Here is a 22,170-nt window from a genome sequence, read left to right on the forward strand (position 1 = left end):
GGTAGATATTCGGTGGCTGTGCTGGCCTCTTCGCGGGCGCGCCCGCTCCCGCAGGATCTTCACTGCTTGCAGGCCTGGGCCGTACCTGTGGGAGCGGGCGTGCCCGCGAATGCCCTGACACAACCCTTCAGTCTTCCTAGAGCGGCAGAATCTATGCCAAACTCCGTCTCTTTAAAGGCTCGCCAACCAGGACTTATGGTCTCCTCTCCCAGCCTCATTCCCAACCTGATCGCCGCCGGCCTATATATAGCAGCGGCCATCTACCAGGGCTCTCACCTGGCCCAGGGCCGCAAGGCCGACAAGCGCCTGCTTGGCCTGCTGGGTGCCTTCGCGGTGCTGGCCCAGGCCGGCGCACTGTTCTTCCAGCTGATCACCCCGCTGGGGCTGAGCCTGGACTTCTTCAGCGCCGCCAGCCTAATCGCCGTGGCAGTCATTACCCTGACATTGCTGGCCTGCCTGCGCATACCGGTAGAAAACCTGCTGGTGCTGCTGTTCCCGCTGGGCGCGGTAACGGCACTGCTGGCGCAGTTCGCGCCCCCCGGTACGGTGCCGCTGATCAATGAAGAACCGGGCATCCTTGCGCATATCCTGTTGTCGATCCTGGCCTACGGGCTGTTCACCATCGCGGTGTTCCAGTCGCTGCTGTTGCTGCTGCAGGACCGCCAGCTGAAGAACAAGCACCCGTCCGGGCTGATCCGCAACTTCCCGCCACTGCAAACCATGGAAAGCCTGCTGTTCGGCTTCCTCTGGGCCGGTTGGTGCCTGTTGTCGCTGTCGCTGATCTCCGGCTGGCTGTTCCTCGACAACCTGTTTGCCCAGCACCTGGCGCACAAGACCTTGCTGGCCTGTGTCGCCTGGGTGGTGTTCAGCGTGCTGCTGTGGGGCCGCACCCGCCTGGGTTGGCGGGGCCACATGGCCATCCGCTGGACGCTGGCCGGTTTCTGCCTGCTGATGCTGGCCTATTTCGGCAGCAAGCTGGTTCGCGAATTCATCTTGCATATCTGACGGCCGCCCATGGACACCCTGCCGTACGCACCGCTATTCGGCACTCTGGCACTGGCCCTTTTGTGGTCAGCACTGTTCACCGCCGTGGAGGCTGCCCGCCTGCAGCTCAATGGCGCACTGCGCGCCGGCGAAGACGGCCATCCCGTGCTGCCGGCCCAGGCCTTGGTGCTGTGCGCCAGCCTGGGCAAGCTACTGGTGCTGGGGCTGGCCTGCCTGATGGGCCAGCGCCAGAGCGGCGAGCACGGCTTCTGGCTGGCGGGCCTGGCCGCGACCCTCGCCTTGCTGGTGTTTGCCGAATACCTGCCGCGGCGCCTGGCCCGACGTAACCCGCAGGCGTTCGTGAGCCTTGGCGCCAGCCTGCTGAAAGTGCCTCTCGCACTGCTGCAGCCACTGGCCTGCCTACTGGACGGCGCCGCCAAGCTCATGCTGCGCCCGTTCCGTGCACAGCCCACCGCTGTGGCCCTGCATACGCAGGATGCCGACGACTTTGATGAGGATGAACAGCACGAAGCACCTCGCCATGGCCTGCTCGACGGCCTGCAGTCGTTGGACAAGATCACCGTCAACGACATCCTGGTGCCGCGCAACGAAGTGGATGGCATCAACCTCGACGAGCCGATCGAACGCATCATCGAGCAGTTGATCGTCAGCCGCCACACCCGCCTGCCGGTCTACCACAACGACATCAACCAGGTCGAAGCGATCCTCAACACCAAGCTGATCAGCCACCTGCTGCCCAAGGCCGAGCTGACCCTGGAAGCGCTGCACAGCGCCTGCTACGAACCCTATTTCGTACCGGAAAGCACGCCCCTGCAAATGCAGTTGTTGAACTTCCACAAGCAGCAACGCCGCTTGGGCGTGGTGGTGGACGAGTACGGCGAAGTACTGGGTATCGTCACCCTGGAAGACATTCTCGAAGAGATCGTCGGTGAGTTCGAGGACGAGCAAAGCCTGGAAAACCCGCATGTGCACCCGCAACCTGATGGCACCTTCGTCATCGATGGCACCGCTTCGTTACGCGAAATCAACCGCACCCTGAGCTGGCACCTGCCCTGCGACGGCGGGCCGAAAACCCTCAACGGGCTGGTCACCGAAGCGCTGGAAAGCATCCCGGAAAGCGCTGTTTGCCTGAAGATAGGCCGCTATCGCCTGGAAATCCTTGAAACAGAGGACAATTGCGCCAGCAAGGTACTGGTGTGGACCGTGACCCGATAGCTATACTCGGGTCACGCTTACCCAGCCCCGCCGTCACGCCTGCTACCCGCACCCGGCGCTCCACGGCCAGTCCGCTCCACTGATACGCCCTGCGGTCCTGCGTCAACACCCCGAACAGTACCCGCCCCCGCCCCTACCCCCCTTGGGCCATCGTCAGTCGGGCGCACACAACAAAACGCTCCGGCGTCCGCGTCACCGTGCCTTTTACAGGGCACGCCACTGCGGGCCAAGCCCATGGAGCCGGACCAGACTGTCAGGGACCTATTCAATGACAAGCAGCACTTACGCCCAAGCGCCTGCCACACCCGTCAACTCGCCTGCGCGGGTCGCCACTGCCAGCTTCATCGGCACCGCCATCGAGTTCTATGATTTCTACGTCTACGCCACCGCCGCAGCCTTGGTGATCGGCCCGGTGTTCTTCCCGTCCGGGTCGGGCACCGCGCAAATGCTGGCCGCCTTCCTCACCTTCGGTATCGCCTTCCTCGCCCGGCCACTGGGCTCGGCGTTGTTCGGCCACTTCGGCGACCGCATTGGCCGCAAGTCGACGCTGGTCGCCTCGCTGCTGCTGATGGGCGTATCCACCACCGCCATTGGCGTGCTGCCGGGCTACGACAGCATTGGCGTGTGGGCGCCGATCATTCTCTGCCTGCTGCGTTTTGGCCAAGGCCTGGGCCTGGGCGGCGAATGGGGTGGCGCGGCCCTGCTGGCTACCGAAAACGCGCCGGAAGGCAAACGGGCCTGGTTCGGCATGTTCCCGCAGCTGGGGCCGTCAATCGGCTTCCTGGCGGCCAACGGCCTGTTCCTGACCCTGGCCCTGGTGCTCAGCGACGAGCAGTTCCGTGAGTGGGGCTGGCGCATTCCGTTCCTGCTCAGCGCCGCACTGGTACTGGTAGGCCTGTACGTGCGCCTGAAGCTCGAAGAGAGCCCGGTGTTCGCCAAGGCCGTTGCCCGCCACGAGCGGGTGAAAATGCCGGTGGTCGACCTGTTCTCGAAATACTGGCTGCCAACCCTGCTGGGCGCTGCGGCCATGGTGGTGTGCTATGCACTGTTCTACATTTCCACGGTGTTCTCGCTGAGCTACGGCGTAACCACACTGGGCTACAGCCGCGAAACGTTCCTTGGCCTGCTGTGCTTCGCGGTGGTGTTCATGGCACTGGCCACACCGTTGTCGGCCTGGCTCAGTGACCGTTACGGGCGCAAGCCGGTACTGATCGTCGGCGGCCTGCTGGCGATAGCTTCGGGCTTTACCATGGAACCGCTGCTGACCTCGGGATCGACTGCGGGGGTGGCGCTGTTCCTGGCCATCGAGCTGTTCCTGATGGGCGTGACCTTTGCGCCGATGGGGGCACTGCTGCCAGAGCTGTTCCCGACTCACGTGCGTTATACCGGTGCCTCGGCGGCGTATAACCTGGGCGGCATCGTTGGCGCCTCGGCGGCACCGTTCTTTGCCCAGAAGCTGGTGAGCATGGGGGGGTTGAGCTGGGTGGGGGGTTATGTGTCGGCGGCGGCGGTGATCAGCCTGATTGCCGTGCTGTGCCTGAAAGAGACGCGGGATACCGCGCTGTAAGCCACTGGGGCCGCTTTGCGGCCCTATCGCGACACAAGGCTCCCACAGGGATCGCGTAAGCCTGGAAGCTGCGCGATCCCTGTGGGAGCGGCCTTGTGTCGCGATAGGGCTGCAAAGCAGCCCCAGCACTCTCGGATCAGAACTCGACCTTGACCGCCTGCGAAGCACGAGTCGCCTTGGCCCGCGCCAGTTCGACCGACTCGTCACGCGCCAGGCACACGCCCATGCGGCGGGTACCGTTGATTTCCGGCTTGCCGAACAGGCGAATGGCGGTATCCGGCTCGCTCAGCGCTGCGCCCAGGTTGGCGAAGCTGGTCTGTTGGGACTGGCCTTCGGGCAAGATCACTGCCGAGGCCGACGGGCCGAACTGACGCACCACCGGAATCGGCAGGCCGAGAATGGCGCGGGCATGCAGGGCGAATTGCGACAGGTCCTGGGAAATCAGGGTGACCAGACCGGTGTCATGCGGGCGCGGCGACACTTCGCTGAACCACACCTGGTCGCCCTTCACGAACAGCTCCACACCAAACAGGCCGCGACCGCCGAGGGCATCGGTGACCGCCTTGGCCACGCGCTGCGATTCGGCCAGCGCCTTCGGGCTCATGGCCTGTGGCTGCCAGGACTCTTGGTAATCGCCCTTCTCCTGACGGTGCCCGACAGGTTCAAGGAAGGTGGTACCGCCCACGTGGCGCACGGTCAGCAGGGTGATTTCATATTCGAAGTCGATGAAACCTTCGACAATCACCCGGCCCTTACCAGCGCGGCCGCCCTCCTGGGCATAGTCCCACGACTTCTGCAGGTCAGCATCGCTGCGCAGCAGGCTCTGGCCCTTGCCCGACGAGCTCATCACCGGCTTGACCACGCACGGGTAACCCAGGTCGGCTACGGCCTTGGCGTAGTCTTCATAGGTGTCGGCGAAGTGGTACGGCGAGGTTGGCAGGTCCAGCTCTTCGGCAGCCAGGCGGCGGATGCCTTCGCGGTTCATGGTCAACTGGGTGGCGCGGGCGGTGGGCACCACGGTGAAGCCTTCGTTTTCCAGCTCGACCAGGGTGGCGGTGGCGATGGCTTCGATTTCCGGAACGATGTAGTGCGGCTTCTCGGCTTCGATCACCGCGCGCAGGGCAACGCCATCGAGCATGTTGACCACATGGCTGCGGTGCGCCACCTGCATTGCCGGAGCATTGGCGTAACGGTCGACGGCGATTACTTCGACGCCCAGGCGCTGCAGCTCGATTACCACTTCCTTGCCCAGCTCGCCACAGCCGCAGAGCAGTACACGGGTCGCGGTGGGCGACAATGGGGTTCCGATACGGGTCATTTCAGGTCCTCGAAGGCATCCGGGGCCGCGCCAGGCTAGGCGCCACCCGCTGAAAAAGGACCGCTATTCTACACCATCAACCGGCCACGGCGGCCCGCCGGGCGCGAAATGCCATGGCCAGCCACACCGCCGTTACACCGGCGAACTTCGAGGCCATCGCGGTGCCGATGACTGCCGGGGTCAAAGCGCCGATCATGCCGAAGAAAATGAAGGTATCCACCGGGATGCTCAGCGCCGAACTGAGCCACAGGCGGTCGCGCAGCGGCCGACGGGTGATGCTGAACACCAGCCAGTCGATCAGCTCGGAAATGAAGAACGCAGTGGCGCTGGCCAGGGCGATGGCCGGCTCCGAGGTGACATAGGACAACACCAGTGCCACCAGCATGGCGAACAGGGCGCCATGACCGAAACGGGTCTGCACCATGTCGCGCAGGATGAACACCAGGCCGCCCCAGGCGGACCAGATGATGTCCAGATGCGGGGCACTGGAGAAGGCGTAGTTGATCAGCACTACGCTGCTGATATAGGCAATCAGATAGAACATGGCGGGCTGTCTGTGGGCAAGCCGTACAGATTACCGCTGGGCCGTTCGCGGGTAAACCCGCCCCTACAGGGTTCGCGTCAGGCCTGCAAGATGAGGCCGGCTTCTACTGCCCGTTCATGGCAACGCTTGAGCACCGCCCGGCGCTCGTCGTTGTCCATCCGCCCCCAGCGGCCAATCTCGGCCACGGTACGCTGGCAGCCGGTGCAGATATCCTGCTCGTCCAGCGCGCAAATGCTCACGCACGGCGATGCCACCGGCCGCTCTGCTACATCACTCATCATCAACCACCAACGCTTGCGCATAACGCTGGGCATTATGCACGTAATGTGCAGCACTCGCTTCAAGCATGCGTTTCTGCTGCTCGGTCAGCTCGCGTACCACCTTGCCCGGCGAGCCCATCACCAGCGAACCGTCCGGGATTTCCTTGCCCTCGGCAATCAGTGCGTTGGCGCCGATGATGCAGTGCTTGCCAATGCGTGCGCCATTGAGGATCACTGCGTTGATACCGACCAGGCTGAAGTCGCCCACCGTGCAGCCATGCAACATGGCATTGTGGCCAACGGTCACGCCCTTGCCCAACGTCAGTGGCGAGCCCATGTCCGTGTGCATCACCGTGCCATCCTGCACGTTGCTGCCTTCGCCGATGTCGATCAGCTCGTTATCACCGCGCAACACCGCGCCAAACCACACACTGGCATTGGCTTGCAGGCGCACGTTGCCAATGAGCGTGGCGTTGGGGGCGGCCCAACTGGTGGGGTGGCTCTCGACCCGCAGGTCGCCCAGGCGATATTTCATGCTTGTTCCTCAGGCTGCGACGCAGACGGCGGGGTAGGCCCCGCTCAATTTTCGATGTAACGCTCCGGGGGTTGATGCAGGCTGATACCGGCATCGAACAGCAGGTTGACCAGCTCGACGATCATGATCGCCGACAACCCCCAGATCTTGTATTCACCATAGCGGTAACTTGGCACATACCAGCTACGCCCCTGGTAATCGATACGGTGGGTATGGTCACGCGGGTCCTGCCGGAAGAACTCCAGCGGCACGGTGAATACTGCCGCGATCTCGGCATCATTGGCGCGATACTCGACGAAGTCCGGGATAAGCCCGACGAATGGCGTCACTTTCAGGCCATGTAGCGAAATCAGCGGGCTGAGCGGGCCAATCACCTCCACCAGGCCAGGGGGCAGGCCGATTTCTTCTTCAGCCTCGCGCAGGGCAGTAAAGACCAGGTCCGGGTCTTCCGGGTCGCGGCGGCCACCGGGAAAGGCGACTTCACCACCGTGGGTAGAGAGGCCCTTGGCGCGCAGGGTCAAAACCAGTTCGGGCGCTTCGCTGCGGGTAATGGGCAAGAGGACCGCCGCTTCGGGGAACCGCCTGTCGGTTTCCAATGACGCGGGTTGGTGGTTGCTCATTCGGCGAAGTAGCTCGTCCAGCATTGCGCACGCTCGTATCCAGGTCCTGTGTTGCATCATGCACCAAAGCCGCGAAGCACCCAAGCCCCAGCGCTTGCGGCGGCACGGTGGCCGCGCCAAGATAGCCTTGAACATAAGGAACCACACATGAAATTCTGCAGCGCGTGCGGCCAACCGGTCACTCAGCAGATCCCCGAGGGCGACAGCCGCCTGCGGTACGTCTGCGGCTCTTGCCAGACCATCCACTACCAGAACCCCAACATCGTGGCCGGCGTATTGCCGACCTGGGGCAGCCAGGTGTTGCTGTGTCGCCGCGCCATCGAACCGCGCCGGGGTTTCTGGACCCTGCCCGCCGGTTTCATGGAAAACGGCGAAACCCTCGACCAGGCCGCGCGTCGCGAAACCGTCGAGGAAGCCTGCGCCCGGGTCGGGCCGACGTCCCTGTACCAGCTATTCGATCTGCCGCACATCAGCCAGGTGCATGTGTTCTTCCGCGCCGAGTTGGCGGACCTGGACTTTGCCGTCGGTGTCGAAAGCCTGGAGGTGCGGCTGTTCGAAGAACATGAGATACCGTGGGACGAGCTGGCTTTCCGCACCGTCACTCGCACACTAGAATGCTACTATCGCGACCGCATCGGCCAGCACTACCCCATAGGCCATGAATACCTGCCGCCGATGAACGTTTCGCCACACACCTAAACGCCTTCAGGGATACTGTTACATGCGCTGGTTGCTTGCCCTTTTCTGCCTTTGCGTTACCTCGGTGTCCCAGGCGGCCTTCACCGAAACCATCATCCGCAAGCCCGCGCCGGCAGCGCAAACCCCATCGCCTTCGCAGCAAGCCATGCAACCGTTGATCGACAAGGTACTGGTGATCAAGTCGGAGCGCCGCCTGCAGTTGATCAGCCGCGGCGAGCCGCTGAAAACCTACCGCATCTCGCTGGGCAAGCAGCCCAAGGGCGCCAAGGAACGCGAAGGCGACAAGAAAACCCCCGAGGGCTTGTACTGGCTGGACTGGCGCAAGCAAAGCGACCGCTTCAACCTGGCCATGCACATCAATTACCCGAACATCAGCGATGCCGCCCGCGCGACCCGGGCAGGGGTGAGTGCCGGCAGCATGATCATGATTCACGGCACGCCGATCAACGATGAATACCCGGAATGGTACTTCCATACCCTGGACTGGACGGATGGTTGCATTGCCATGCGCAACCGCGACATGCAGGAAGTGTGGGACTTGGTACGGGATGGAACGCTGATCGAGATCAGGCCTTGATATAGGGCCTTTCAGTACAGGTTGTAGGAACCTTCTCACCACTTTGCGAGAACTTGCCTGACAGTTGCTTAGGCAGGGTACTGCATCCAGGCGAGTGACTTAATTTTTAGCATCCACGCAGACGAGTACGAAAACCGTACATCATTTGCGGGGTGCTTCAATGCCGTGCCTGATTCACCGCATCGCCCATTGGCTGTCGGCCAGTTGCCTGTCAGGCGTGCTGTCCATTCCCCACGTGCTGGCCGACGACCCTGCCAGCCAGCAGTTGCGCGATCAACAGCATGGGCTGCGGCAACTGGAGCAACAGCAGCGGCTGGAGCGCTGGCGGCGCATCTCCGCCCCGACTGAACCGACCAACAGCACTTCCCAGCGACCGCACGATGATCGCTGCTGGGCAGTCGATGGCGTGCGCGTGGCGGGCATGCACCGGCTTTCGAGCTCGGCACTGGCGCCCACCCTCCGTGCGCTCACGCCTGCCTGCATGGGCATCGCCGACATCAATCGGCTGCTCAAAGCCATCACCCAACGTTATGTACAAGCCGGCTACCCAACCAGCCGACCCTACCTGCGACAGCCCCCAGAACAAGGCATGCCGTTGGACATCGTCATTGTCGAAGGCTTTGTCGAAACAATCGAACTGGCAGGGCCCGACCTGCCCCTGTCCCTCTCCAGTGCCTTCCCAGGCCTGCTCGGGCAGCCACTGTACCTGCCCGACCTTGAGCAAGGCCTGGACCAGCTCAACCGCCTACGCGCCTATGAACTGGGCGCCACCTTGCTGCCCGGCGAACTGCAAGGCGGCACCCGCGTGGTCGTGCAGCCGGGCAAGGTTGCTTCACGCTGGCACCTGGACAGCCGCTTCGACAACCGGGGCAGCGAGCTGACGGGCCGCCACCGCGTCAACCTCGGCATTGGCCTGGACAGCCCGCTTGGCCTCAATGATGAGCTGCGCCTGTCGTGGACCCGCACGGTGCTCGATACGCCCGGCCAAAGCCAAGGGATATCGTTGTACTACAGCATCCCCTACGGCGCCTGGACCTTTGCCCTCAGCGCCAGCCAGCTAAGCTATCAAGCCCCACTCCCCTACAGCGACAAGGCTGCCGACGGCAGCAGCAGCTATCAGGGCCTGAGTGTCGAGCGGGTGTTGTGGCGCAACCAGCAAGGCATGCTCAGCGCCAGCGCCCGGCTGGACCGCAAGCAGCTGATCAACCGCAGCGCTGGCGCAGTTATCGTCCAGCAGAGCCCGACGCTGGCCACGGTAGAGGCCGGCCTCAACCTGCTGTGGCTCGAAAATGGCTTGTGGAACGGCTACTTCGGCGTTGCCCAAGGCATTGACGCATTGGGTGCCGACCGCGCGCCCCTGGGTGCTCAACGCCTGCGCCCGGACTTTCGCAAATACCGCGCCAACCTGCTGCACCTGCGTCAGGGCCCGGCACCCAACCCTTGGCGCTGGCAGAGCGAGCTGGCCCTGCAGTACAGCCGCGACCTGTTGCCTGCCGTCGAACAACTGCTGGTCAGCGACGATTCGGCTGTCCGCGGCTTTCGTCTGCACACTTACTCCGGTGCCAGCAGCGCCGTCTGGCGCAATACGTTCAGCCAAGCGCTGCCACTGACCTGGGCCCACCCCTTCGAGATACGCCCCTACATCGGCCTGGACCAGGGCTGGGTTCGCACCGCCGAAGGCAAACCGTCACAGCGCCTGGCCGGGGCCGCCGCAGGGTTGGAACTGAGCCTGCCCGGCAGCCGCCTGCGCCTGGACTACCAACGCGCCTTGTACACCAGTGACCTGCCCCGCCCGCTGCTGGAGCCCGGCTTCTGGGTGCTGGACTGGGCCCTGAACATCTGATTCACCCACAACAAAGAGAACGAGAAAATGCAAACACTCTCGCAGTTACCGCCTGTTCGCCCGGATACCTTGCGCTGGGCAATCTTCCTCGCCGTGCTCGGGCCCAGCGCCGCACTGGCTCAGACAGGACTGGAAGCAGCCAGCGGCCCCGGGGGGACCCCGGTCATCCACAATGGCCACGGGGTGCCGGTGATCGACATCGTGCCGCCCAACGCCAAGGGGCTGTCACACAACCAGTTCATCGACTACAACGTGGCCACCCCTGGCCTGGTGCTGAACAACGCCACCGCAGCCGGGCAGTCGCAACTGGCCGGTGCCCTGGCGGCCAACCCGCAGTTCCAGGGCCAGGCCGCCTCGACCATTCTTAACGAAGTGGTCAGCCGCAACGCCTCGCTGATCGAGGGGCCGCAGGAAATCTTCGGGCGCCCGGCCGACTACATACTGGCCAACCCCAATGGCATCACCCTCAATGGCGGCAGTTTCATCAACACCACCCGCGCAGGCTTCGTGGTGGGCACCCCGCAATTCGAGGAACAACAGCTCAGGTATCTCGATACGCTCACGGCCAGTGGCACCCTGCAGGTACTGGAGCATGGCCAGGGCAATGCCGGTGGCGCACTCGAACTGATCGCACCACGCGTGGACAGCAAAGGCCTGCTCATGGCCAGCGAAACGCTCGACATCACCGTCGGTCGCAACCGTATCGACAGCCGCAGCGGCGAGGTGGTCGAACACCTGCCCAGCCCCTCGTCGAGCATTGATGCCAGCCTGTTCGGCGCCATGCGCGCCGGGCGTATCCGTGTGGTAAGTACCGCCGAAGGCGCGGGTGTGCGTGTGGGGGCCTCGCAGATTCTGGGCGCCGAGGGGGTCGACATCAGCTCGGCCGGGGGCCTGCATGTCAGTGGCAGTGCCGACCGCCCGACCGAGCTGCGCAGCGAGCGCGACGTGCTGAAACTCACCGCTGCCGATGACCTGATGCTTGAAACGGTCGACGGCCAGGCCCCGCGAATCGAAGCAAGGGCGGGCAAGAAACTCACACTGGACGCCAAGACAATCGAGCACATCAAGCACGACAGTGACAGCTGGAACAAGAAGTTCTGGTTCGTCACCCGCGAAACCTACAACAGCAAAACCACCACCACCCACCAGCAGCAACAGGGCAGTCAATTGCTGGGCACTGACAGCGTGCTGTTGCAGTCCGGCGACGACATGCGCATGACCGCAGCGAAGGTGGACGCCGGTAGCGAGCTGACGGTCGACAGCGGTGCCGGCCTGGACATCCTCGCCGGCATCGACAGCAAACGCACCGAACAGCAGGTGCGTCATCGCAAGGACTTATGGCGCGGTGACAGCGATAGCGACCAGCTCAAGGAAACCGCAAAGGGCAGTACCCTGAGCGCCGGGCACATGTCGATAAAGGCAAGCGACAACCTCAACGTGCAGGGCAGCAGCCTGCACAGCCGCGGCGATCTGGCTATCCAGGCAAAACAGGCCGACATCGGCACCACCACCTTGCAGGAACACGGTACCCAACGCGATTACCGAGGCGACCTGGTATCCGGTACATTCTTTGGCGATCGAAAAGGTAACGACACCGAGGGCCAGGTCGTCGCGGGCAGCACCATAACCAGCGATGGCGAGCTCACAGTCAGAGCCGACCAGGTCGCCATCAAAGGCAGTACCGTGTTCGGTAAAAAGGACGCGGTGCTCTACAGCGAGAACGGTTCGCTGGCCATCGCGGCGGACCATGGCAGCACGACCTCCACCCAGCGCACCAGTGACAGTAAGCTGTTCGGCCTGATCGGCAGCACGCACGAAAGCACGGACCGCAAACAGCAGGTACTGGTCAGCGACGTCAGCTCGACCAGCAACCTGCGCCTGGCCAGCGCCGAAGAGATGCGCATCCAGGGCGCCAAGGTTGCCGCTGGCAAGCATCTGCAAGTCGAGGCCAAAGGCGACCTGCTGATTGGCAGTGCGCAATCGGTCGATGAACGCGAAACCCGCGACCAACAACGGGGTTTCACGGCCAGCGCCAGACAGACCCAGGAAACCGAGGATGGCAAGCCCGAGTCTCGCCAATACGCGGCTGGCGTGGCGTATGAGGTCGTGACCACCACCAGCAAGCAGCGCGCGACCAGCCAGGTTGCCAGTGAGCTCAAGGGTGCCTCGGTGGGCATGAGCAGCAGCGCGCACCTGCAGGTCAACGGCAGCAAGGTCCAGGCCACTGCCGGCGACCTCGATGTGCAGGCGCGGGAAGTGACACTGGGGGCGACCCGCAACGACCGTGACGTAGTCACCAGCACCACCGAAAGTGGTGGCGGGCTGACGGTAACCGGTGGCATCGACCGCCTGGGCAGTTTGTTCGAAGGCCATCACAACCGCGAGGTGCAAGCCGAACGCGAAAGCAAGGTGCAGCGCAGCGAGTTGCAGGCCAGCGGCGATCTGAAATTGCGCAGTGATGCACTGCTCACCGAGGCCGCGCACGTCGAGGCCGGCAACACCCTGCAGGTGACCGCCAAACGCATCGACAACCGTGCAGTGCAGGATACCCATGAACATGAACAAAGCCGTGACGACTGGTCGGGTAGCCTGGGCGCCAGTATCGAATACCGCGACCTGACCCGCCCTATCGAACGCCTGGTGCTGGGTGAGGAAGCCGCGCGCTTCCAGCAAGCCTCGCCCGAAGACGCCATGGCACCGCCCAGCGTGGGTGCCGACATGACGGTTGAACACCTCAAGCGCCTGGAAAACCAGCGCCGTGGCATTGCTCAGGTCAGCGAGTTGTCCGCAGCAAAGGTCGAGGTCAAGGCTGACACACTGGCCGACCAGGGCACAGCCTGGCGGGCCAATGCCGGCTCGCTGAAAATCGAGGCGCAGCAGCACCAGGTGAGCGCCGCCGAAAATACCCAGGAAACCACCGTTCAACGCCTGGCCTATGGTGGCGACGCGCGCCTGGACACCAGCACCGGCGAGGACTTGAATGTACGCGCCGCCGGCAAAGGAGGGTCGCTGGATAAAAAGGATATCGCCAGCACCGCCGTGCCCGGCAGCCTTTACGGGCAACAGGGTATCCAGGTACAGCTAGGCAGCGATGGCCGCTACGAAGGGGCCCGCATCGATGGCGGTGAAGGCAGCGTGGTCATGCACAGTGCAGGGTCGTTGGCCCTACCCCAGGCGACCGACCAGGCCGAACAGCAGTCACGCCAGCTCGATGGCAATGCCTGGGCCAAAGTCGGCAACCGCCCGGGCAGCACCGGCGTCGATGGTCGGGGCTATCTGGACCATGGCCAGAAGCTGAGCACGCAGAGCAAGGCACAAGTGGCACAAATCGACGCCAAGGGCGAAGTTCAACTGACCAGCGCCGGCGACCTGTTGCTCGAAGGCACCCGCATTGGCAACCGCGAGGCCAAGGCCGGCGACATACGGGTGCAAAGCGGCGGCCAGTTGCAGGTCAAGGCGGCCAGCAACACCCAGCAGGCCACAGGCGCCAACCTGGGTGGCGGCATGGAGCTGGCGGCCAAGGCTGGCCAGACCCAGGGGGGAGCCATAGGCGGCCACTTCAGCCACGGCAAGCAGGACGAACATGCACGTCAGGCGGTCGATGCCCAGTTTGCCAGCAACGGCACACTGACCCTGACCAGCAGCGCCCGCGAGGACATCGCCCTGCACCTGCAAGGCCTGCAGGCCTCGGCCGAACAGATCACCCTCGACGCCTCGAATGGCGGCATGCTGGTTGAAGCCTCTTCCAGCCAGGAGCGACGCGACAACCTCGACATCTCGGCCGGCGCCGGTTTCAACATGGCCAAGGGCGCGTTGGACACCCGCGGCCTGCATGGCCGGCTCAAGGTAGAGCTCGACAAGCGCGACAACCTCACCTGGAATACCAGTGACCTGCGCGCCGAGCGCATCGACCTGCAAAGCCGCGGCGATACCCGTATCGAGAGTGCCACCCTGGATGCAAAGCACATTGGCGGCACAATCGACGGTGACCTGCGCATCGCCAGCCTCAAGGACAACGTCAACACCCTGAGCGTGAAGGGTGATGTCAGGCTGAGCCAGGAGAAAAACCCGCAGGGCTATGTCAACGCGGCCAAATCGGTGGCTGGCCCGCTGGGAGGCAAGGTCGAGAAAACGGCCGGTTCTGCCCTGAGCAAGGCAGACCCAGGGTTCTCGCCGACCGTCAGCCTCGACGTGTCGCATGCCCAGCGCGACAACGTGGCGCGTCAGACCACGCTTAAAAGCAGCGACGGCATCGACCTGCAGGTCGGTGGCAACGCTCATCTGGTAGGGGCACGCTTGCAGTCGGCCAAAGGCGACGTGAGGCTCGACGCCAACTCGGTCACCCAGGAAACGCTAAGCGGCAATGACTATCGCCGAGACCTGTCGCTCGATGCGTCCAACTCACCGGTGGATCTGGGCACGGCAATCGCCGAGATAGCCAAAAGCAAAATGGCGGCGGATGGGGAAAATGCGCTGGACCTGGGTGTGTTGAGAACCAGTGGGCATAGTCGCAGCGAGCAATGGGCTTCGAGCATGCAAGGGAAGAAGCACTAAGACGCAATCGCGGCCCTGGCAATTTGGGGGCATCAGAAATCTTGTGCCCTGCTGCTGATACCCAGGCACCGCGTGTCCCCCGCTTCCACAGCGAATACCACAGCCCCCTGGGCGTGTGATTGCTCTGTGGGAGCGGGCTTGCCCGCGAAGAGGCCGGTACAGGTCAAGCCAACCTGTGCAGCCCCCGCCACCGATCCAGCCCAAGCAACACCAGCCCTATCCCCCAGAAACCCGCCAGCACCCCAAGGGCGTTGAGCATCACCTGCCCATACCCCAGACTGGCCACATCAATGAACGGATAGGCATACACGCCAATCTCGCTCCCCCGCCACAACGCATAACCAAAGTAGACCGCCGGGTACACCGCCCACACCAGCAAATGCCATAGCCGCAACCTGCCCTTGGGCACCTCGCACCACCAGTACAGGGCATACAGCACCGGCATCACGTCGTGCAGCAACTCGTCCGCCAGCCATTGCCAACCCTGTGGTTGCCACAAATGACGCAGCAGCACGCTGTAGGCCAGCGCCACCAGCACGATACTGGCGGCCACCGCAGAGCTTACCGAGGGCGACAGGAAAAAGCGTTTTCCACGGCCTTCCCGGCCGAATGCGGCATAGCTGAGCACCGTTGCCACCAGGGTATTGGTCAGCACAGTGAAATAGCCAAACACATTGATCAGGCCGCCAATCAGGCTGGCCTGTTCCTGCCAACGCGCCAGCAGTACCAGGTTCACCTGCACGGCCAGGCCGAACCAGCCAAGCACAGCCATGCCGGTCAGCCAAGGGCGACGCGACATGTCAGGCCTGACGCTGCAGCTTCACGTACAGCTGCTCGACCTTTTCCCGCGCCCATGGCGTTTTGCGCAGAAAAGTCAGGCTCGACTTGATGGTCGGGTTGCTCTTGAAACAGCGCACGTCTATGCGCTCGGCCAGGCCCTGCCATTGGTAGTGCGCCACCAGCTCGGTGAGGATCTGTTCAAGGGTCTTGCCGTGCAGCGCGTTGTGTTGGGCCGTGCTCATGCTGTGCTCCGTAGGAAAGATGCGCACCTTACACGAGTGTAGTGGTGGGAGGGATCCGTCAAGTCGACAGAAAAATCGCTGGTCAGAGGCAAAACCTCTGTGATGGAATAGTTATGTTATGTTGTAACACTATAAAAGCCTCTGCCAAGGAACGCCCCATCCCCATGCTGCACACACCGCTTCGCCTCTCCCCCCTTGCCGTCGCACTCTGGCTGGCTGCATCCCCCAGCCAGGCCGTAGAGCTCGAACCCCAGGTCATCACCGCCAACCCGCTGGGTAACCGCCAACTGGCGGCTCCCAGCACCGTGCTCGAAGGCGACAACCTGCTGCAACAGCAGCACGGCAGCCTCGGTGAAACCCTGAACAAGCAGCCCGGTGTCGCCTCTACCTGGTTCGGCCCTGGCGCCAGCCGACCGGTCATTCGCGGCCTGGACGGCGACCGCATCCGCATTCTGCGCAACGGCGTCGGCGCCCTGGATGCCTCGTCGCTGTCCTATGACCACGCCGTGCCCCTAGACCCGGTGACGGTCGACCGCGTCGAAATCGTCCGTGGCCCGGCCGCCTTGCTGTATGGCGGTAACGCCATCGGCGGCGTGGTCAACACCTTCGACAACCGCATCCCGGACTCGCCGATCGAGGGCATCCACGGTGCCGGTGAACTGCGTTACGGCGGCGCGGACACCACCCGCAGCAGCGCCGGCAAGCTTGAGGCCGGTAACGGCGCCTTCGCCCTGCACCTGGACGCCAACAGCCGCCAGTTCAACGACCTGCGCATCCCGGGCTACGCACGCAGCGCCAAGGTGCGCGATGCCGACGAGCCCGGCAGTAAACACCGCCTGGAAAACAGCGACGGTCGCCAGGACGGCGGCGCAATCGGTGGTGCCTACCACTGGGACCACGGCTACGCCGGCCTGTCGTACAGCCGCTACGACAGCAACTACGGCTCGGTGGCCGAGTCCGGCGTGCGCCTGGACATGAAACAGGATCACTACGCCTTCGCCTCCGAACTGCGCGACCTCGACGGCCCGTTCAGCTCGGTCAAGGTAGATGCTGGTTACACCGACTACGAACACAGCGAAATCGAGGAAGGCGAGGTCCACACCACCTTCAAGAACAAGGGCTACGAAGCCCGCATCGAAGCCCGTCACCAGCCGCTCGGACCGGTGGAAGGGGTGATCGGTGCCCAGGTCAGCCGCAACGAATTCTCCGCCCTGGGCGAGGAAGCCTTCGTCCCGCATACCGATACCGACAGCGTGGCGCTGTTCATGCTGGAGCAGTGGCAAGCCACCGAACGCCTGAACCTGAGCCTGGGCGCGCGCATGGAGCACACCCGCGTAGACCCGGACGCCAAAGGCAACGAGAACTTCGTCGACGCCGACAGCGCCAGCAGCTTCAACGCCTTCAGCCTGTCGTCGGGGGCTGTGTACCAGCTCGACCCCATCTGGTCGCTGGCCGCCAACCTCGGCTACACCGAGCGCGCCCCTACCTTTTACGAGCTGTACGCCAATGGCGCGCACGTAGCCACCGGCGCGTTTGAAGTTGGTGACGCCAGCCTGAACAAGGAAAAGGCGATTTCCGCCGACCTGGCGCTGCGCTTCGACAACGGCACCCACAAAGGCAGTGTTGGGGTGTTCTACAGCCACTTTCGCAACTACATCGGCCTGATTGGCACCGGCAACCTGCGTGAGGGCGGGCATGATCACGACCATGACGAGGATGACCACGACCACGATCATGACGACGGCTTCCCGGAATACCAGTACCAAGGCGTGCGGGCGCGCTTCTACGGCATCGAGGCCCAGGACCGCTGGCAGTTGGCCGAGAACCGTTACGGCAGCTTTGCGCTGGAGTTGTCCGGTGACTACACCCGGGCCAAGAACCTGGACAGCGGCGAGCCACTGCCCCGCATCGCCCCGCTGCGCCTGAACAGCGGCCTGGTCTGGGAACTGGACCGCTGGCAGGCGCGGGTAGACGTGCAGCACGCTGCGTCGCAGCACCGCAAACCCGCCAACGAAACCAGCACCGATGGCTACACCACCTTGGGCGCGAGCGTTGGCTACCGCTTCGACATTGGCCAGAGCCAGTGGCTGGCGTTTGTACGCGGCGAAAACCTCACCGACCAGACCGTGCGCTACGCCAGTTCGATCCTGCGCGATATCGCACCGGCGCCGGGGCGCAGTGTGGAAGTCGGGTTGCGTACCACCTTCTGAACCACAAGCGACGAAGATCGGTGTAGGAACGGGTTCACCCGCGAAGACGATGGTAGGTCAACCGGCGCATTCGCGGGTGAACCCGCTCCTACACCGGCCTCGATTAATGACGACTGTTGCCCGTTCAACAACAATCCTCTGCGACAATTTGTCTTTTTTTCTTACAACTTCCCCTATATCCTCCCCGCCGCAAGCTGAAACGCTTCATCGAACAACCTTGTCGCCATATCCATTGAGGGGCTCGCCCTTCGATGCGCTTGCCGTTTTTTCAATAATCAAAAGATAGCGCTATCTCATGTTCCAACTGCCTAAAACCTGTTACATCGGCCTCGCCCTCAGTGCCTTGGCAACCCCCGCCAGCGCCAGCGAAATGTTCGCCAGCGACTCCCCGTGGATGCTCGGCGACTGGGGTGGAACCCGCAGCGAACTGCTGGAAAAGGGCTACGACTTTACCCTTGGCTACACCGGCGAGATGGGCAGCAACCTGCACGGCGGCTACGACCACGACCGCACAGCGCGCTATAGCGACCAGTTCACCTTTGGCAGCCACCTGGACCTGGACAAGATCCTCGGCTGGCACGACACCGAACTCCAGCTGACCGTCACCGAGCGTCACGGCGACAACATCAGCAACGACCGCATCAACGACCCGCGTGTCGGCGGCTTCACCTCCGCCCAGGAAGTCTGGGGCCGCGGCGAAACCTGGCGGTTGACGCAGATGTGGATCAAGCAGAAGTACTTCGACGGTGCGCTGGATGTGAAATTCGGCCGCTTCGGTGAAGGCGAGGACTTCAACAGCTTCCCTTGCGACTTCCAGAACCTGGCCTTCTGCGGCTCGCAGGTGGGCAACTGGGTAGGTGGCATCTGGTACAACTGGCCAGTCAGCCAGTGGGCCCTGCGCGTGCGCTACAACCTTACCTCTGAGCTGTACGCACAGGTCGGCGTCTTCGAGCAGAACCCTTCCAACCTTGAATCTGGCAATGGTTTCAAGCTCAGCGGCAGCGGCACCCAAGGTGCGGTAATGCCGTTCGAACTGGTATGGACCCCACGTATCCAAGGCCTGAAAGGGGAATATCGTGCCGGCTACTACTACAGTAATGCCAAAGCACAAGATGTTCTCAAGGACAGCAACGGTCAGCCGGCCGCCATCAGCGGCGCCGCCTACCGCAGCAGCTCGAGCAAGCACGGCTTGTGGATTGGCGCCCAGCAGCAGGTCACCTCGCTGGCGTCCGACCAGTCACGCGGCTTGAGCGTTTTCGCCAACGCCACCGTGCATGACAAGAAGACCAATGCCATCGACAACTATGTGCAGGCAGGACTGGTATTCAAAGGGCCCTTCGATGCCCGCGCCAAGGACGACATCGGTTTCGCCCTGGCCCGCGTGCACGTCAACCCTGCCTATCGCAAGAACGCCCGCCTGGCCAACCAGGCCGCCGGCCTCTACGACTACGACAACCCAGGCTTCCTGCCCGTGCAGGACACCGAGTACAGCGCCGAGCTGTACTACGGCATCCATTTGGCCGACTGGCTCACGGTACGCCCCAACCTGCAGTACATCCGCCACCCGGGCGGGGTGTCGCAGGTGGATGGCGCCCTGATCGGCGGCCTGAAGATCCAGAGCAGTTTCTAACCCCTTTTTTGACCTGACGGAGAACCTACGATGAGCACTGAAGGTGCGAACCAAGGAAGCCGCTGGCTACCGCGCCTGATTGGCGCGCTGCTGTTGCTGATGGGCCTGGCCCTGCTGGCCGGCGGTATCAAGCTGAGCCAGCTGGGCGGATCGCTGTACTACCTGATCGCCGGTATCGGCTTTGCCCTTTCGGGCATCCTGCTGCTGGCCCAACGCCAGATCGCCCTGGGCCTGTATGGCCTGGTGCTGCTGGGCAGCACCGTTTGGGCCCTGCTCGAAGTGGGCCTGGACTGGTGGCAACTGGTGCCCCGTCTGGCCATCTGGTTCGCCATCGGCGTGGTGCTGCTGCTTCCGTGGGCACGTCGCCCGCTGATCGGCCCGGCCAGCAAAGCCAATACTGCACTGCTCGGCCTGGCAGTGGTCGCTTCGGGCGCTTGCGCGCTGGGCAGCCAGTTCACCCATCCCGGTGAAGTGTTCGGCGAACTGGGCCGCGACAGCAGCGAAATGGCCAGTGCCGCACCGGCCATGCCCGACGGCGAATGGCAGGCTTACGGCCGTACCGAGCATGGCGACCGCTACTCGCCGCTGCACCAGATCACCCCGCAGAACGCCTACCGCCTGGAAGAGGCCTGGCGCATTCGCACCGGTGATCTGCCGACCGAAAACGACCCGGTGGAGCTGACCAACCAGAACACCCCGCTGAAGGTCAACGGCATGCTGTACGCCTGCACCGCGCACAGCCGCCTGCTGGCGCTGGACCCGGACACTGGCGCGGAAATCTGGCGCTACGACCCGCAGGTCAAGAGCCCGACCGGCACCTTCAAAGGCTTTGCCCACATGACGTGCCGTGGCGTCTCGTACTATGACGAAAACCGCTACGTCAGCCGCGACGGCAGCCCGGCGCCGAAAATTACCGACGCAGGCCAGGCCGTGGCCCAAGCCTGCCCACGTCGCCTCTACCTGCCGACTGCAGATGCCCGCCTGATCGCCATCAACGCCGACAACGGCAAGGTCTGCGAAGGCTTCGCCAACCAGGGCGTGATCGACCTCACCACCGGCATCGGCCCGTTCACCGCCGGCGGCTATTACTCCACCTCGCCTGCTGCGATTACCCGTGACCTGGTGATCATCGGTGGCCACGTCACCGACAACGAGTCGACCAATGAGCCGTCCGGGGTGATCCGCGCCTACGACGTGCACGACGGCCACCTGGTGTGGAACTGGGACAGCAACAACCCGGACGACACCAAGCCATTGGCTGCCGGCAAAATGTATAGCCGCAACTCGGCCAACATGTGGTCAATCGCCAGCGTCGACGAAGACCTTGGCATGATCTACCTGCCGCTGGGCAACCAGACCCCGGACCAGTGGGGCGCCGACCGCACCCCAGGCGCCGAGAAGTACAGTGCCGGCGTGGTCGCCCTTGACCTGGCCACCGGCAAGGCACGCTGGAACTATCAGTTCACCCATCACGACCTGTGGGACATGGACGTCGGCAGCCAGCCGACCCTGGTACACCTGAAAACCGACGATGGCGTGAAACCGGCAATCATCGTACCGACCAAGCAAGGCAGCCTGTACGTGCTCGACCGCCGCGACGGTACGCCAATCGTACCGATCCGCGAGATCCCCACCCCACAAGGCGCAGTGGAAGGCGACCACACCTCGCCAACCCAGGCTCGTTCCGACCTCAACCTGCTCGGCCCAGAGCTGACCGAACAGGCCATGTGGGGCGCCACGCCTTTCGACCAGATGCTGTGCCGCATCCAGTTCCGCGAGCTGCGCTACGAAGGCCAGTACACCCCGCCATCCGAACAAGGTTCGTTGGTCTACCCCGGCAACGTAGGTGTATTCAACTGGGGCAGCGTGTCGGTCGACCCGGTGCGCCAGCTGCTGTTCACTTCGCCCAACTACATGGCGTTCGTGTCGAAGATGGTTCCGCGTGAGCAGGTTGCCGAAGGCAGCAAGCGCGAAAGCGAGACCAGCGGCGTGCAACCGAACACCGGCGCACCGTATGCAGTGACCATGCACCCGTTCATGTCGCCGCTCGGCGTACCGTGCCAGGCACCCGCCTGGGGCTACGTCGCCGCCATCGACCTGTTCACCAACAAGGTGGTGTGGAAACACAAGAACGGCACCACCCGGGACAGCACTCCGGTGCCGATCGGCCTGCCGGTTGGCGTGCCAAGCATGGGTGGCTCGATCGTCACCGCCGGTGGCGTCGGTTTCCTCAGCGGCACGCTCGACCAGTACCTGCGCGCCTATGACGTGAACAACGGCAAGGAATTGTGGAAGGCACGCCTGCCAGCGGGTGGCCAGGCTACGCCGATGAGCTACACCGGCAAGGACGGCAAGCAGTACGTGCTGGTGACTGCCGGCGGCCATGGCTCGCTGGGCACCAAGATGGGCGATTACATCATCGCTTACAAATTAGCTGAGTAAGCGACACCGCTCCCGCAGGCTCAACCCTGTGGGAGCGGCCTTGTGTCGCGATTGGCTCGCGCAGCGGCCCCAACGCTCTAGAATGCTGGATGGATGCTGGGGCTGCTGCGCAGCCCAATCGCGACACAA

General features: G+C 63.5%; 17 protein-coding genes. 10 read left to right on the plus strand and 7 right to left on the minus strand.

Features of this window, described 5'->3' with window-relative positions; translation table 11 throughout:
• Window positions 1-195: 195 nt before the first annotated feature.
• From ACZ889_RS26655 to ACZ889_RS26665, 3 genes are all read left to right on the plus strand, one after another.
• Window positions 196-1,005 (plus strand): cytochrome C assembly family protein, encoded by an 810-nt coding sequence (locus ACZ889_RS26655; RefSeq protein ID WP_003252138.1) that lies wholly within the window; start codon window positions 196-198, stop codon window positions 1,003-1,005.
• Between the two features lie 9 nt (window positions 1,006-1,014).
• Window positions 1,015-2,220, plus strand: a complete 1,206-nt coding sequence (locus ACZ889_RS26660; protein ID WP_003252136.1) for a transporter associated domain-containing protein — start codon at window positions 1,015-1,017, stop codon at window positions 2,218-2,220.
• A 268-nt stretch (window positions 2,221-2,488) separates the two neighbouring features.
• A complete protein-coding gene (locus tag ACZ889_RS26665) occupies window positions 2,489-3,787 on the plus strand; it encodes an MFS transporter (RefSeq protein ID WP_003252134.1) in 1,299 nt (432 codons plus the stop codon).
• Between the two features lie 136 nt (window positions 3,788-3,923).
• Here the strand turns inward: ACZ889_RS26665 and purT are convergent, their stop codons facing one another.
• The 5 genes from purT to ACZ889_RS26690 form a co-directional block, all read right to left on the minus strand.
• Window positions 3,924-5,105 (minus strand): formate-dependent phosphoribosylglycinamide formyltransferase, encoded by a 1,182-nt coding sequence (gene purT / locus ACZ889_RS26670; RefSeq protein WP_010952557.1) that lies wholly within the window; start codon window positions 5,103-5,105, stop codon window positions 3,924-3,926.
• Between the two features lie 76 nt (window positions 5,106-5,181).
• The gene (locus tag ACZ889_RS26675; protein WP_014592198.1) at window positions 5,182-5,649 is read right to left on the minus strand and encodes a 7-cyano-7-deazaguanine/7-aminomethyl-7-deazaguanine transporter; all 468 of its coding nucleotides are present in this window, start codon (window positions 5,647-5,649) and stop codon (window positions 5,182-5,184) included.
• A 77-nt stretch (window positions 5,650-5,726) separates the two neighbouring features.
• Window positions 5,727-5,930 (minus strand): DUF1289 domain-containing protein, encoded by a 204-nt coding sequence (locus ACZ889_RS26680; protein ID WP_012053591.1) that lies wholly within the window; start codon window positions 5,928-5,930, stop codon window positions 5,727-5,729.
• A complete protein-coding gene (locus ACZ889_RS26685) occupies window positions 5,920-6,444 on the minus strand; it encodes a gamma carbonic anhydrase family protein (protein WP_003252127.1) in 525 nt (174 codons plus the stop codon). The genes ACZ889_RS26680 and ACZ889_RS26685 overlap by 11 nt, the downstream gene beginning before the upstream one ends.
• A 44-nt stretch (window positions 6,445-6,488) precedes the next feature.
• Window positions 6,489-7,088 (minus strand): CoA pyrophosphatase, encoded by a 600-nt coding sequence (locus ACZ889_RS26690; RefSeq protein WP_003252125.1) that lies wholly within the window; start codon window positions 7,086-7,088, stop codon window positions 6,489-6,491.
• 123 nt (window positions 7,089-7,211) lie between these two features.
• On the opposite strand from ACZ889_RS26690, the gene ACZ889_RS26695 reads away from it, so the two are divergent.
• The 4 genes from ACZ889_RS26695 to ACZ889_RS26710 all read left to right on the plus strand — a co-directional run bounded on the left by ACZ889_RS26695 (window position 7,212) and on the right by ACZ889_RS26710 (window position 14,737).
• Window positions 7,212-7,763 (plus strand): NUDIX hydrolase, encoded by a 552-nt coding sequence (locus tag ACZ889_RS26695; protein ID WP_021785719.1) that lies wholly within the window; start codon window positions 7,212-7,214, stop codon window positions 7,761-7,763.
• A gap of 22 nt (window positions 7,764-7,785) precedes the next feature.
• A complete protein-coding gene (locus ACZ889_RS26700) occupies window positions 7,786-8,340 on the plus strand; it encodes a L,D-transpeptidase family protein (protein ID WP_003252119.1) in 555 nt (184 codons plus the stop codon).
• Between the two features lie 160 nt (window positions 8,341-8,500).
• Window positions 8,501-10,183, plus strand: a complete 1,683-nt coding sequence (locus ACZ889_RS26705) for a ShlB/FhaC/HecB family hemolysin secretion/activation protein (RefSeq protein WP_180689335.1) — start codon at window positions 8,501-8,503, stop codon at window positions 10,181-10,183.
• Window positions 10,184-10,210: 27 nt separating this feature from the next.
• Complete coding sequence (locus ACZ889_RS26710; protein ID WP_476257975.1) at window positions 10,211-14,737, plus strand: hemagglutinin repeat-containing protein; 4,527 nt, start codon at window positions 10,211-10,213, stop codon at window positions 14,735-14,737.
• A 163-nt stretch (window positions 14,738-14,900) separates the two neighbouring features.
• Here ACZ889_RS26710 and ACZ889_RS26715 read toward each other — a convergent pair whose 3' ends face one another.
• Both ACZ889_RS26715 and ACZ889_RS26720 read right to left on the minus strand, forming a co-directional pair.
• Window positions 14,901-15,536, minus strand: coding sequence for a Pr6Pr family membrane protein (locus ACZ889_RS26715; protein WP_004575440.1), 636 nt, complete (start codon window positions 15,534-15,536; stop codon window positions 14,901-14,903).
• 1 nt (window position 15,537) lies between these two features.
• Window positions 15,538-15,759 (minus strand): VF530 family protein, encoded by a 222-nt coding sequence (locus ACZ889_RS26720; RefSeq protein ID WP_003252112.1) that lies wholly within the window; start codon window positions 15,757-15,759, stop codon window positions 15,538-15,540.
• 164 nt (window positions 15,760-15,923) lie between these two features.
• Here ACZ889_RS26720 and ACZ889_RS26725 point away from each other — a divergent pair, with 164 nt between their 5' ends.
• From ACZ889_RS26725 to ACZ889_RS26735, 3 genes are all read left to right on the plus strand, one after another.
• A complete protein-coding gene (locus ACZ889_RS26725; RefSeq protein ID WP_476257976.1) occupies window positions 15,924-17,969 on the plus strand; it encodes a TonB-dependent receptor in 2,046 nt (681 codons plus the stop codon).
• Between the two features lie 295 nt (window positions 17,970-18,264).
• Window positions 18,265-19,599, plus strand: a complete 1,335-nt coding sequence (locus tag ACZ889_RS26730) for a carbohydrate porin (RefSeq protein WP_180689332.1) — start codon at window positions 18,265-18,267, stop codon at window positions 19,597-19,599.
• A gap of 30 nt (window positions 19,600-19,629) precedes the next feature.
• Window positions 19,630-22,041, plus strand: a complete 2,412-nt coding sequence (locus ACZ889_RS26735; protein ID WP_019752450.1) for a glucose/quinate/shikimate family membrane-bound PQQ-dependent dehydrogenase — start codon at window positions 19,630-19,632, stop codon at window positions 22,039-22,041.
• The last annotated feature ends 129 nt before the right edge of the window (window positions 22,042-22,170 follow it).

This window comes from Pseudomonas sp. TE3895, assembly GCF_056278855.1.